Consider the following 13,014-nt stretch of genomic DNA (forward strand, 5'->3'; position numbering starts at 1 on the left):
TTTTTATCCGCTCCATGATTGCAGTACAGATCTATGTTTAGATGGACAATTCTTTGGCCAGTTGATACAAGGACAAGTCAACCGTATGCCTTTGATCCAGAGCCTCACTAATAGGGGTGGCAACCATTTGGTTATGACGAATGCCCACCATTTTACCTTTTTCCCCTTTAAGCAGACATTCCACGGCAAAAGCACCCAGCCGGCTGGCCAGCATACGGTCAAATGCAGTCGGAGATCCGCCACGCTGAATATGCCCCAGTACGGTAACCCGGCATTCCATGCCTGTTTTGACTTCGATTTCTTTGCCGATCTCCACCGCACTGCCTGCCCCTTCAGCCACAACAATAATACTGTGCTTCTTGCCCCGCTCTTGTCCCCGTTTCAAACGGTCGACCACTTCATCGATGGTAAACTCGGCTTCCGGTATCAGGATGGTTTCCGCCCCGTCAGCCAGTCCGGCCCACAAGGCAATATCTCCTGCGTTGCGCCCCATTACTTCGATTAAAAAAGTACGTTCGTGACTGGTGGCGGTATCCCGGATCTTGTCAATGGCTTCGATCACCGTATTTAGGGCGGTGTCAAAGCCGATGGTGAAATCCGTGCCAGGAATATCGTTGTCGATCGTTCCCGGCACACCAATCGCCGCAATGCCCTTCTGACTTAGCTTTTCTGCCCCGCGGAAAGATCCGTCACCACCAATAACAACCAGTCCTTCAACGCCATGCTGGCGCAGTACCTCTACAGCCTTGTATTGTCCTTCTTCCGTTTTAAACTCTTCACTGCGGGCCGTTCCCAAAATGGTGCCGCCGCGGTGAATAATATCGCCCACAGAGCCTAGATCCAATTTCTTGATGGTGCCGTTCATTAAGCCGTGATAACCTTGATAAATCCCGTATACCTCCACATTGTGATAAATCGCCTTACGCACAACAGCACGCACCGCAGCATTCATACCCGGAGAGTCTCCTCCGCTTGTCAGCACTCCGATTCGTTTCATCTCTTTCACCTTCCTCTTCCTTTTGCTGTTTCATATAGCTTTTTTTTGGTCAAGCATCCATATAAAAAGTGCTTCTGCGCAAAAACAGAAGCACACACAACTAGCTGTTGGAACCGGTTACAAAGCCATATTCCCCGATAGCTTTGTACTTTTCATAACGCTGCTCAACCAGTGCGGCTCCATCCAAGCTGTTCAGCTCTTCTAATCCTTTCAACAGAAACGCTTTAATTCTCTTGGCTTGCTCATGCATATTGTGATGAGCGCCTCCCCGCGGCTCAGGAATAATCTGATCGATAATCTTCAACTGGTATAAATCCTGGGCCGTAATTTTCATGGTTTCTGCAGCCCGCTTGGCCAGCCCGGCATCCTTCCATAACAGTGCCGCTGCCCCTTCGGGAGATATCACAGAGTAGATGGCATTCTCCAGCATGTAGATATGATTACCCACACCCAGGGCCAGTGCCCCGCCGCTGCCCCCTTCTCCTGTGACCACACAGATGATGGGCACTTCAAAGCGGGCCATTTCTCTTAAATTGCGGGCGATCGCTTCACTTTGCCCCCGCTCTTCAGCCGCTTTGCCCGGATAGGCTCCGGGAGTGTCAATAAAACAGATAATCGGCCGGGAAAATTTGTGCGCTTGCTCCATGGCCCGCAAAGCCTTCCGATAACCTTCAGGATGGGGCATGCCAAAATTGCGGGCGATGTTTTCTTTCGTATCTTTTCCCTTTTGATGGCCGACAATAGTCACCGGTTGACCGTCCAGCTTGGCGATCCCGGCCACGATAGCCGGGTCATCTCCATACAGGCGGTCACCGTGAATTTCCACAAAGGTGTCAAAGATCAGATTTATGTAATCCAAAGTGGTTGGCCGGTCAGGATGGCGGGCAATTTGGACCCGCTGCCAAGGTGTTAAATTGCTGTAGATCTCCTCTTCCAGGCGTCTTGCTTTTTCCTCCAGACGATTGATTTCCTCTGAGAAATCAATCCCCTTTTCTTTGGTAAAGTGCTTCAACTCATCAATTTTGTGACGCAATTCAGTAAGAGGGCGCTCAAAAGGCAACTGTCCTGCCATTATTTCCCCCTCCGTTCTGAATGGATGTGGGCATGAATAGCCAAAATATCAGCCAGACGGTCTCTCATGTCCTGGCGATGGACAACCATATCCAGCTGTCCGTGGGAGAGCAGAAATTCAGCCGTTTGAAAGTCTTCCGGCAATTCCTGACGGATCGTCTGCTCGATAATCCGCCGCCCGGCAAAACCAATCAGGGCTTTGGGCTCAGCAATGTTGTAATCCCCCAAAGAGGCAAAGCTGGCTGATACACCACCGGTGGTCGGATTGGTCAACACGGAAATAAACAGAATCCCAGCTTTATCCAATTGTGTTAACGCAGCGCTGGTTTTAGCCATTTGCATCAGGCTGAGCACTCCTTCTTGCATGCGCGCTCCGCCGGATGCAGAAAACAAGATAAACGGGAAACGTTTTTGGATAGCCCGTTCGATCGCCCGGGTGATTTTTTCTCCTACAACGGAACCCATACTGGCCATGCGAAAACGGGCATCCATAACGCCAATGACAACCGGGTACCCGCAAATTGTGCCCTCACCCGTGATCACCGCTTCGTTAAGGCCTGTTTTCTCCATGTCTTTTTTCAATTTCTGCGGATAATCCGGGAAACCAAGCGGATCTTTGGAGACCATATCGCTATCATATTCGAAAAACTGGCCTTCATCAAGTGTCATCTCAATCCGCTCACGGGCGGAAACAGGAAAGTGATAGCCGCAGCCCGCGCAAACCATAAGCTGCTTCTTCAGTTCTTTGGTGTAGGTGATCGTTCCACACTGTTTACACTTGGTCATTAACCCTTCCGGAATCTCTTTTTTGGCTTGTTCAGATGGAATTGTAGCGTACTTGCGGCGTTTGGAAAACAGATCCTTTAACACATGAACACCTCACATGTTATCCATGTTATGATTGTAAGATGTAGCTCAATGCTTCACGCACATCATCCAGTTCACTTTCGGGAACCAGAACTTCATATTGTTTACCGTGCTGGCTTGCTCTCACTTTCACCAAAAATCCTTCTTTGGTCAGACGATCTTGAATTTTTTCGGCAATCTTTGCACTAGGTGCAATATAGATGACCGTCCACATTGTCCCGATTGTCCTCCTTATTTTCATCAACCTAGATCATTAGTCTTTAATCGAAGCCAGCTCCCGGGTCTTTTTGGCCACCTCGGAGGGATCCACCCGGCGTCTGGCCACGCCTGTTTCCATGGCGGCTTTAGCCACTGCCGCCGCAACGGCGGGAGCTACCCGTGGGTCAAAAGGAGCTGGAATCACATAATCGGCTGACAATTCGTTGTCACTGATTAAGTCAGCAATGGCATAGACCGCTGCTTCCTTCATCTCCTCGTTAATATGTGTGGCGTAGACATCAAGCGCTCCCCGGAAAATGCCGGGAAAGGCCAAGACGTTATTAACCTGATTGGGGTAATCTGAACGGCCGGTACCCATCACTTTGGCCCCAGCCTCAAAGGCTTCCTCCGGCATAATCTCAGGCACCGGGTTGGCCATGGCAAATATAATCGGATCATCATTCATGCTTTGAATCATGTCCTTTGTCAAAGCACCGGCTACGGAAACCCCGATAAACACATCCGCTTCCCGGATGGCATCGTCCAAGTCTCCCTGGACAAAGTGGCGGTTGGTCAGTTTGGCCACTTCTTCCTTAATCGGATTCATGCCATAGGGGCGTCCTTCATAAATAGCGCCTTTAGAATCACATAATATCATATCCCGTACACCCATGCGGTATAACAGTTTGATAATGGCAATTCCAGCCGCACCGGCCCCATTGATGACAACCTTGATGCGGGACAGCTCCTTGCCAACGACTTTCAGGGCATTGACCAGCCCAGCCAGGGTGACGATCGCTGTACCATGCTGATCATCATGGAAGATGGGAATATTAGTTTCCCGTTTTAACCGTTCTTCAATTTCAAAACAGTTCGGAGCAGCAATATCTTCCAGATTAACCCCTCCAAAGGTGGGTTCCAGCAATTTCACCGTCTCTACAATTTTATCCACTTCAGTCGTATCTAAACAAATGGGGAAGGCATCAACCCCCGCAAATGCCTTGAACAACACCGCTTTTCCTTCCATGACAGGCAACGCCGCCTCTGGACCAATATTTCCCAACCCCAGCACAGCTGTTCCATCGGACACAACGGCAACCATATTCCCTTTCATGGTGTATTCAAAAACCGTTTCCGGATTGTCGAAAATCTCTTTACATGGTTCAGCAACTCCCGGGGAATAAGCTAAGCTTAAATCTTTGGCGTTACGCACAGGCACCTTTGATTTTACTGCCAGTTTCCCCCTGTTTTGACGATGCAAATGCAAAGACTCTTCCCTTGTGGTGGCCATTTCTTCACTCTCCTTCGTGACTTATAACTTGCTTTTCATTATATCAAATGGAGTACGGGTGTAAACAGCTAACAAAAGCTATTTTTAACACCTGCTCCTAAATGACGCAGCGTCAGATCTTTTTGTGACTTTCACTGCATGTGGGTCATTTAAAAGCGTTTTTAAGCGTTTGAGCAGTGTATCGTTAATCTGGACCTGGTAACTGTCCCCCAAGCGAATCGTTTTGCGCCGGCTTTCGTAGTAGAGATAAACCGGTGTCTCGCCCCTGTACTGACGGAGCACAACTTCCATTTCTTTCAATTTGCCACTCTGCTCCGCAACCGGGGTAATCTTGATAAAAAGCTGGCAGTCATCACTCTGCTGTGGAGCAGCTTGTACCCCCTCTTGCGCCTTGAGCTGGGTTAAATCCAAGGCCCGGTTAATGACCAACTGTTTCCGGTCTTCTCGCTCCTCCAGCTTGCCCTCCACCAAAAGCAGGTTGTCTTCCCTGTACAGACCTGGATGCCCGCCAAACACCTGGGGAAAAACAACGGTATCCAATTCTACCCCCTGATCTTCTAATTGGACAAAAGCCATTGCATCTCCTTTTTTTGTTGTAATCCGTTTCACCCGGTGCACATAGCCCATAGTACGCACCTGCTCACCTGCCTTTGTCTGAAGAAGCTGGGGAATGGGGATTATCCCGTAACGTTTAACCTGCTCACGGTACGCATCCAATGGATGTCCGGACAGGTAGAAACCCAGCACTTCTTTTTCATATTTTAACTGTTCTAGAGGTGAGAAAGGTGTCGTATCGTGCCATTTGTAATCATCGGGCAGTTCGTCGGCAAAAAAGAACAGTTGGTCACTTGCTTTTAATCCCTGGGCCCGCTCGGCCATGTCCAACATATCATCCAAATTGGCCAGCACCTGCGCCCGGTGCATGCCCAGTTCGTCTAAAGCACCGGCCATAATTAATGATTCAATCACCCGGCGGTTGCAAATACGCAAATCAATCCGTTGACAAAAGTCGAGCACATTTTTAAATGGTCCCTCCTGCCTGGCCCGCTTAATTTCCCGGATTGCCGCTGCCCCCACATGCTTGATTACGCTTAAGCCCAAGCGGATATGGCCGCTTTCCACGGTGACCCCTGCCTCACTGTGGAGCACGGAGGGAGGCAGCACCTTGATGTTGCGTTTGGCCGCTTGATGCAAATAATCTCCCACTTTTTCAGCCGAGCCAATGTTCATCGAAATCAGTGAAGCCAGAAAAGCCACTGGATAATGGGCTTTCAGGTAGGCCAATTGATAGGCAATCACCGCATAAGCAGCCGAGTGGGAGCGGTTAAAGCCATAATCGGCAAAACGGACGATCAAATCATAGACGTGTTCGGCCACCTGTCGCTCGTATCCCTGGGCCAGACAGCCTTCGACAAAATGTTCCCTCTCTTTTTCTAAAATGTCCCGTTTCTTTTTCCCCACAGCCCGGCGTAACAGATCGGCCTCACCCAGGCTGAAACCAGCCATTTTAGAGGCGATTTGCATGATTTGCTCCTGGTAAACGATGATGCCGTACGTATCTTTTAAAATGGGCTCCAGATCAGGATGGGGATATTGGATCTTTGTCTCTCCGTGCTTGGCTTTGATAAACAAGGAAATGTTTTCCATCGGACCGGGCCGGTATAAGGCCAAAACAGCAATGATATCTTCAAACGTCGTGGGTTTGAGCCGTTTCAGCACGCTACGCATCCCGTCCGACTCCAGCTGGAAAACACCTGCCGTGTCCCCCTCGCTTAACAAGCGGAAGGTGGCTTCATCATCAAAGGGAATGTCATCAAGGGTTAAGCGTTCATCTTCTGTACGTCCGTGGTTGATGATGCGCAAAATTTCTTCCATCAAGGACAGGTTGCGCAAACCCAGCAAATCCATTTTTAACAGGCCCAGTGCTTCCAAATCTTCCATGGGGTACTGAGTGAGCGGAATGCCATCCTGCCCTTCCTGTAAGGGAACGTAGTGGGTGAGTGGCTTTTCACTAATCACGACCCCCGCAGCATGAATGGAGGTATGACGGGCCAACCCCTCCAGTGGCCTGGCCATGGCGATCAACTGACGTACTTGTTCATCTTGTTCGGACATCTCCCGCAGCTCTGCGGAAGAAGCCAGCGCCTTGTCCAGTGTCATGCCTGGGCCGGCAGGGATGCACTTGGCCACGCGGTCAACCAGGGGCACGGGCAGCCCCAGCACACGCCCCACGTCACGGATACACGCTCTGGCCCCCAGCGTTCCAAAGGTAATAATCTGTGCCACCCGGTCTTTGCCATATTTTTCAGCCACATAATGGAGCACTTCGTCTCGCCGCTGATCGGAGAAATCAATATCAATATCGGGCATCGTCACCCGTTCAGGGTTGAGAAAGCGTTCAAACAACAAGTTGTATTTGATGGGGTCCACATTGGTGATTTTTAACACATAAGCCACCAGGCTACCCGCAGCTGACCCGCGGCCAGGACCGGTGATAATCCCCCGTTCATGGGCAAAGCGCATGAAATCCCACACAATGAGAAAGTAATCGGCATACCCCATCTGGCCAATCACTTCCAGCTCATAATCAAGCCGCTGGCGGATCTCATCCGTAATAACCTCATAGCGCTCTTTAAGTCCTTCTTCGCATTTTTGGCGCAGGAAATCCATGGCCGTCATTCCCTGGGGAACCGGAAAGGAGGGCAAGATCTCCTGGCCCAGGGGAATCTCCACCTGACAGCGCTCAGCAATACGCAGCGTATTTGCATAGGCTTGGGGAAGATGAGGAAACAACCTGGCCATTTCTCCTGGACTTTTAAGATAAAACTGGGCAGAATCAAATTTAAGACGCTCTTCATCCTGCATCTTTTTGCCCGTGCCGATACACAGCAGGCAATCGTGGGGCACAGCGTCTTCCGCCCGGGTATAGTGCACATCATTGGTGACCACTAAGGGGATATTCAGTTCCTCGGCTAGACGAATGAGCCGGGGATTCACCTTTTTTTCTTCCGCTATCCCGTGATCCTGCAGCTCAATAAAGTAATTGTTTGCTCCGAAGATGTCCAAATGCTCCTCAGCGATCGCTCTCGCCCTCTGCCAGTCATCAGCCAAGAGCGCCTGCGCCAATTCACCACCCAAACAACCGCTGAGACAAATCAATCCCCGGTGATGTTCCCTGAGCCACTCTTTTGTCACCCGCGGTTTATAGTAGAAGCCGTCCAGATGGGCTTTGGTGGTCAACTTCATCAAATTCTGATAACCTTCGTATGTTTCAGCAAGAAGCACCAGGTGATAGAGGTGCTGTTCCCCTTTTTTCACCTTCTCCTCCAAAGGCTTATTAGTCACATAAGCTTCCACACCGATAATCGGCTTGATGCCTTCAGCCCGGCAAGCCTGATAAAACGGAATGGTGCCGTACATCACCCCGTGATCAGTCAGGGCCACAGCCTTCATCCCCAGGCGCTTTGTTTCTTGAACCAACTCAGTAATGCGGCTGGCCCCGTCCAGCAGACTGTATTCACTATGTACATGCAGATGAACAAAATCCGTTTGTTGCATCTTCCATCCCCTCTCAGCCACGACACTGCTTGACACTTTCTATTCCGAGCCAAAATCTGGTATAATACATGAATACACGCCATACACTCCAAACATAACGTAACTCTAAAGGAATTAACTATCTTAATCATATCAAAAAAGGGTTGGAGTCACTATGACAAAACAGCGTCTTTTAATTGCCGTTGATCTGGACGGCACACTCTTGACTGACAAAAAAGACATTTCACCCAAAACCAAACAAGCCCTGCAACAAGCCACCAGTCAGGGCCATTATGTGGTTATCTCAACCGGTCGTCCGTTTAGGTCCAGCAAAAACTATTATGACCAATTGAACCTGAACACACCCATTGTCAATTTTAACGGGGCCCTTGTTCACCATCCGCAGAAGCCTGAGTGGGGATTCTTTCACACGCCTCTTGATCTTGATGTGGCCCAAAACGTGGTTAGTACCGCAGAAAAATTTAGAGTCAAAAATATTATGATTGAAGTGATGGACGAAGTCTATCTGAAGAAGCACGATAAGTTGATCATGCAAACCTTCTTTGATCCTCCCGTTAACGTCAACACCATGCCCCAGGTGATCCATACCAAGCCCACCTCCGTGCTGATACACCCGTACGAACACCATGTTGACCGGTTGCGCCAGTATTTAAGCGAGTACCATGCCGAGGTGGTGGACCATCGCAAATGGGCGGCGCCATGGCATGTGATTGAAGTGATCAAGGCTGGCATCAATAAGGCGGTTGGATTGGAAAAAGTGTGCCGCTCCCTGAACATCCCCCGCGAAAACATCATTGCTTTCGGCGATGAAGACAACGATGTGGAAATGCTTCAATTTGCCGGCTGCGGCGTGGCCATGGGCAACGCCATCAAACCGCTTAAAGAGGTGGCAGATTGGGTTACGCTGGACAATGAGCAGGACGGCATTGCCCATTTCCTGGCCAAACATGTCCTAGTCTAATCTGTAGGCCAAATACGGCCCTTCCCGCATTCCCATGCCTGTCATATCTTCCTTTTTCCGTCCATACATATGAGATAAGGCACAGTGTGCATGGAGCACGGCACAAAAGGGACGGAAAGAGGGAGTGAGACGAGTGGACGCAGAAATGAGAAGCTTGGTCTCCATGATGATTATTGACTATTTCGTGGCCTTTGGCGTCTTGCTGGGCGGATGTCTGATCGGCGGGCTGGGTGCTTTCCTCGTAGGTGAACCCCCTATGACCTGGGTGCAAAATCACGTGGATAAGTTGAAAATCTGGGCCCTTGTCGCTGCCATCGGGGGCACCTTTGATACCATCACCGCTATTGAAAAAGGATTTTTCAATGAATACTATGGTGAGATGGTTAAACATCTCCTCTATATCGGCAGTGCCTTTTTCGGGGCCCACACGGCCAGCCTGCTTATTCACTGGATGATTGGAGATATCCAATGAAGCCTCCCCATCCAGCCCAAACACGCAACTGGGGCCGTTTGCTCGTCTCCTTTATCCTAGGCATGCTGCTAGGAGCCCTTATTTTTCACTATCTTCACGCCCACACCTTGGACAAAATCCTGTTTGAAAACCGCCGCCTGGTACTGGAAATTACGGATTTGCGGGACGAAGTGGACTATTTGGAGAAGAAAGCAGAAGATCTCAACAAACTCAATCAGGAAGAAATTACGGTTAAAAAAGTGGAGATCGTGATTGTCAACGAGGAGGAGATCGATGGATTTACGGCTACTGATATTATTGAGCGCTTAAGAGAAGAGTTAAAGTATCTGGTCAAAGAAGACTACTCCGTACAGTCCGTGGCCGAAACAGCGGAGACCCATGCCAGGCTGATTGATGGTAAAACGATCAAATTTGAGAACAATGACGAATATGAAGTGAAACTCCACTCTATGATCATTCATACGACCATCACTATTAAGATTCACGTGCATAAAATAAGTTAGTGCTTTCATGAGAGTGAACAGGCATGAACGCGACCAATATGCATAAATATGAACATTGTGTAGCTTTTTATCCAAACGCCTCGCTTTGCACACTTTTTTTAGTGTACAATATTAATGAAATGAAAAGAAAGGAGGGGAAATGTGTTGGTTATAAATCGCAAACATCTGGCAAAAGCAAAGCTTGAACAACTCAAAAACGGTTACTCTGCTTTTGCCGACTCCTCAGAGGTGGCCGGCCATCTGGAGCGGGAGATTAAGAAACATAACCTTCGCGTCCATATAGACCGTACGCCTCTAGGATCATGGTTTATACCAATCAAAGACGATGAATAAGGTAGCGATGAACATGGCTCCATCTCGCGTCGGTTATGAAGCCCAAGGCGAGGGAGGCGCTCAACCTCCGTAAAAAGACCGGTCTTACTGCCACAGTCAGAAAAGGCCGGTCTTTTTGCCTACACTTTTCACTTGTAAAAATTAGTTATCTGTTGATTCTTCTAATCTTCAAGATCCAAATCTTCTAAGTCCTCAAGCTCCAACCCTTCCAACCCGTCCAAGTCCTCTAAATCAAAATTGAAGTCCAGCACTTCAGCGTTTGCTTTCACTTCCTCTGGCACTTCGATGGCTTCCACTGCGTTAATATCACGATACCGCATGTACATCTCCTGCTCCATTTTCAGTTCATGATCCTCAACTGTTATCGTGCCTTCAAGATAGACATTAGTCTCAACAGGCAAAAACGTTTCCTTGCTCACTTTTAACTCATAGGTTAAACGGTCAATTTTAAACAGGTCCTCCATCATCTCAGCCAGAAAAGGATCTTCCCCCATAAACAGATCCTGGGTCATTTCTTCGATCAGAGCCATGTACTTGTCTTCGTTGGCTTGCAGGGTAAGGAGATAGTAGTCTCCCTCTACTTCTAAATTAAAGTCATCCACAAATTCAAACAGCATTTCATATTCTGAACCGAACTGGGCTAGTAATTCTTCTTCCCATTCCAGTATCTCTTCCATCATGTCAAATGGAAACATCATCCATCGATCTGTTTCCGGTTCGTACATATACATTTCGTTGTCAGCCAGATACATTTCAGTGGTGTAGGTTTCCCCTGACTCATCCAGTTCCATCTCCATTTGCATATAATAGCTTAACGGTTCCTGAACATACCCGATGACAGAAGATGAGCTGACATTCATCTCTTCTTGGCCGTCATACATACGCTGATTCAGATTCATGTCCAGTGTCAGGCTCTTAATCTCCTCTGTTGCTGCGTTCATTTTCTCAAGCAAGGTCTTAACATCTATCTCTCCCGCCACCTGCATTTCCCCATCATCCAGCGGTGTCTCTTCCAGAGATGCCGGCTCATTCCCGCCGCAAGCACTTAACACCAGTAACAAACTTAACCCCAATAACAAAGCCAGCTTCCGCACAGTTTCTCCTCCCATCAATATTAGGAAAATCAGCCACTTGTTGCAGTTTAACAAAAATGGAAACTAGACTCAATATTTTTAATGTGACACTATATCTTTCTTATTCAATATTTTCGCTGAAAATGCGTTCAATTTCTCTGACGGTTTCTCCGTAGTTCTGATGGTTGATCATATGTAATTCGGTATGCATGCGGCTGATTTCAATGTTTAAATCGGATGAGAAGTCCAAAATCCTTCCATCCAATTCTTTCTTGGCTTCAAAACTGATATAGCCTTCATTTTCCAATGCCCGAGTCACATTGGACATATTACTATTCATTCGATCAAATCGCTCATACCATTCGTCAGCAAAATCCCAAATCGTGTCACTCATCTTTTCCATTTGTTCTGTCACATCGGCCACAGCGCCCTCTCTCCATTCTTTCCATTTCTGTGCCATCTCTTCAGTTTTCCGGAACTGGTTGTACAGCTCCTCTTCATTGGTGGCCAAATAAAAAGCGCCATTGGCTGCTTGAGCGATTTCCTCTAACTGGGCCTGCACGTCAGCTTCAACGTTAAAACCAATCACATTGATGATCGGTTGAATTTCTGATTCTGCCAATTTCTTGGCGACAGCGACCGGATCTCCGCCACATGTTTCCTCCCCGTCACTGACTAAAAAAATGATATTTGTATTGTCCTCACCCGGATATGCCTGGAAATCATCCATGGCATCTTCCAGTGCCAAGGCGATCGGTGTCCATCCTGTCGGTTCAAACTGGGCCAAAGCACTTTCCAGCTTGCTTGAATCATAAGGCTGCAACTCATAGACGAGCTCTGTTTCCCGGCAGGAAGCTTCCTTCCCGTAAACATGCCCGTAGACCCTTAAACCCACATTGGCTTGTTTAGGCAATGCAGAGCTAAATTTACGAATCGAGTCTTTGGCGATGTCAATCATCCGTTTGCCGTCAATTTCATCGGCCATACTGCCACTCACATCAAGTATAATCTTGACGTTAAAATTTTCTTTAAACTGCAGCCGCTCGTCCGTGTCGCTACTCCCAAACATTTGAAACTGCAGATCCTGAATCAGGTTTTCGGGACTGGGAAAGTTTTCGAAAACAAGGGAAAGAAAAGCATTGAAATAAGCTGTTATCTCCTCTTCTGTGAAGTTATCATCCAATGGTGGCAGCTCTTCTTTATATGTATGCAAAAACAACGCTTCGTGACCGGCAAATATTTTACCTGCCAATGGGCCTGTGGGATAAGCCAAGGCTTCTTCGATTGTTTGCGGAGGGAGAGGAGCCTCTTCTAACCGTGGATAGGATTTGGCTTCTGCTTCGCCTTCCTTATCCGCCGTTTCCTGTTCTTCCTTTTCTGCCGACTCTTCTGAGACGTGTTCTGACTCATCGACTTGACTTTCTGTTTCTCCGGCGCTGCAAGATGATAAAACGAGCACACCTGTAATAAAAACCAGTACAAATAAACGCTTAATGATTTGATTCATCATGACCAGCTCCCTTAAAATCATTTAGTCTATGCGCTATTAAAGGTAGTTATACACAGGCTTAATTCCACAAGACTACGTAATATGATTAGCCAGATCATAACCCTAAAGCCCCAAAAAATCCTTCCACCATTTAAAAAAGCTCCAATCATATCTCAACCAATCCACTACAATAAATATTAC

The 13,014-nt window shown here is 48.1% G+C and carries 12 protein-coding genes; 4 read left to right on the forward strand and 8 right to left on the reverse strand.

Going from position 1 to position 13,014, the window contains the following annotated elements; translation table 11 throughout:
• Positions 1–37 precede the first annotated feature (37 nt).
• The 6 genes from pfkA to J2S00_RS03200 form a co-directional block, all read right to left on the reverse strand.
• A complete protein-coding gene (gene pfkA, locus J2S00_RS03175) occupies positions 38–997 on the reverse strand; it encodes a 6-phosphofructokinase (RefSeq protein ID WP_307335311.1) in 960 nt (319 codons plus the stop codon).
• A 100-nt stretch (positions 998–1,097) separates the two neighbouring features.
• Positions 1,098–2,069, reverse strand: a complete 972-nt coding sequence (accA, locus tag J2S00_RS03180; RefSeq protein WP_307335313.1) for an acetyl-CoA carboxylase carboxyl transferase subunit alpha — start codon at positions 2,067–2,069, stop codon at positions 1,098–1,100.
• Positions 2,069–2,938: an acetyl-CoA carboxylase, carboxyltransferase subunit beta gene (gene accD / locus J2S00_RS03185; protein ID WP_307335315.1), complete on the reverse strand. Its 870-nt coding sequence runs from the start codon at positions 2,936–2,938 to the stop codon at positions 2,069–2,071. Before accD ends, accA begins: the two co-directional genes overlap by 1 nt.
• A gap of 25 nt (positions 2,939–2,963) precedes the next feature.
• Positions 2,964–3,149: a glutamate decarboxylase gene (locus J2S00_RS03190; protein WP_307335317.1), complete on the reverse strand. Its 186-nt coding sequence runs from the start codon at positions 3,147–3,149 to the stop codon at positions 2,964–2,966.
• A 39-nt stretch (positions 3,150–3,188) separates the two neighbouring features.
• Positions 3,189–4,424: an NADP-dependent malic enzyme gene (gene ystJ / locus J2S00_RS03195; protein ID WP_307335319.1), complete on the reverse strand. Its 1,236-nt coding sequence runs from the start codon at positions 4,422–4,424 to the stop codon at positions 3,189–3,191.
• Positions 4,425–4,508: 84 nt separating this feature from the next.
• A complete protein-coding gene (locus J2S00_RS03200; RefSeq protein WP_307335322.1) occupies positions 4,509–7,982 on the reverse strand; it encodes a DNA polymerase III subunit alpha in 3,474 nt (1,157 codons plus the stop codon).
• 154 nt (positions 7,983–8,136) lie between these two features.
• On the opposite strand from J2S00_RS03200, the gene J2S00_RS03205 reads away from it, so the two are divergent.
• From J2S00_RS03205 to J2S00_RS03220, 4 genes are all read left to right on the forward strand, one after another.
• A complete protein-coding gene (locus tag J2S00_RS03205; RefSeq protein ID WP_307335324.1) occupies positions 8,137–8,943 on the forward strand; it encodes a Cof-type HAD-IIB family hydrolase in 807 nt (268 codons plus the stop codon).
• A gap of 145 nt (positions 8,944–9,088) precedes the next feature.
• Positions 9,089–9,415: a YtrH family sporulation protein gene (locus J2S00_RS03210; RefSeq protein ID WP_307335326.1), complete on the forward strand. Its 327-nt coding sequence runs from the start codon at positions 9,089–9,091 to the stop codon at positions 9,413–9,415.
• The gene (locus J2S00_RS03215; protein WP_307335328.1) at positions 9,412–9,918 is read left to right on the forward strand and encodes a sporulation membrane protein YtrI; all 507 of its coding nucleotides are present in this window, start codon (positions 9,412–9,414) and stop codon (positions 9,916–9,918) included. The genes J2S00_RS03210 and J2S00_RS03215 overlap by 4 nt, the downstream gene beginning before the upstream one ends.
• Before the next feature lie 141 nt (positions 9,919–10,059).
• Positions 10,060–10,251, forward strand: coding sequence for a YtzJ family protein (locus J2S00_RS03220; RefSeq protein WP_307335329.1), 192 nt, complete (start codon positions 10,060–10,062; stop codon positions 10,249–10,251).
• Between the two features lie 161 nt (positions 10,252–10,412).
• Here the strand turns inward: J2S00_RS03220 and J2S00_RS03225 are convergent, their stop codons facing one another.
• Together J2S00_RS03225 and J2S00_RS03230 are read right to left on the reverse strand one after the other, a co-directional pair.
• Positions 10,413–11,345 carry a DUF6612 family protein gene (locus J2S00_RS03225; protein WP_307335331.1) on the reverse strand — a complete coding sequence of 311 codons (933 nt, stop codon included), beginning with the start codon at positions 11,343–11,345 and terminating at the stop codon, positions 10,413–10,415.
• Positions 11,346–11,445: 100 nt separating this feature from the next.
• Entirely contained in the window at positions 11,446–12,831 is a 1,386-nt protein-coding gene (locus J2S00_RS03230; RefSeq protein ID WP_307335333.1) for a VWA domain-containing protein, read from the reverse strand.
• Positions 12,832–13,014 lie beyond the last annotated feature (183 nt).

It is taken from the genome of Caldalkalibacillus uzonensis (assembly GCF_030814135.1).
Lineage (GTDB): Bacteria > Bacillota > Bacilli > Caldalkalibacillales > Caldalkalibacillaceae > Caldalkalibacillus > Caldalkalibacillus uzonensis.